Origin of the sequence: Klebsiella sp. C349492, from assembly GCF_042055345.1 — a bacterium.
Classification (GTDB): Bacteria; Pseudomonadota; Gammaproteobacteria; order Enterobacterales; family Enterobacteriaceae; genus Klebsiella; species Klebsiella scottii.
The window spans coordinates 1-255 of sequence record NZ_JANQCE010000049.1 but is presented as its reverse complement, the minus strand read 5'-3'; the positions used below and the strand labels follow the sequence as shown (position 1 = coordinate 255).

Annotated in this window: 1 protein-coding gene; it reads left to right on the top strand. The window is 53.7% G+C overall.

What is annotated here, in order from left to right; genetic code table 11:
* A partial coding sequence (locus tag NWP14_RS27920; RefSeq protein ID WP_375216330.1) for a Mor transcription activator family protein occupies nt 1-255 on the top strand: 255 nt, incomplete at both ends.

Here is a 255-nt window from a genome sequence, read left to right as displayed (position 1 = left end):
TGCTCATTGAGCTGGTCGGCAAGGAAACGGCCAGGATAATAGAAAAACATTTTGGCAGCGAGCCGGTTTATGTTCCACGCTGTGATAGCGCTCTGCGTGAGTGGCGTAATCGCCAGTTCATCAAGGAACATAATGACATGGTGGCCGCTGGTGAAAGCTCCCGCTTTGCGCGCATCAAGCTGTGCCCGAAGTACGGGGTTACTGACCGGTGGGCTCAAAAGCTGTTAGCTGAGCGCCAGGTATCGTCACAACAGT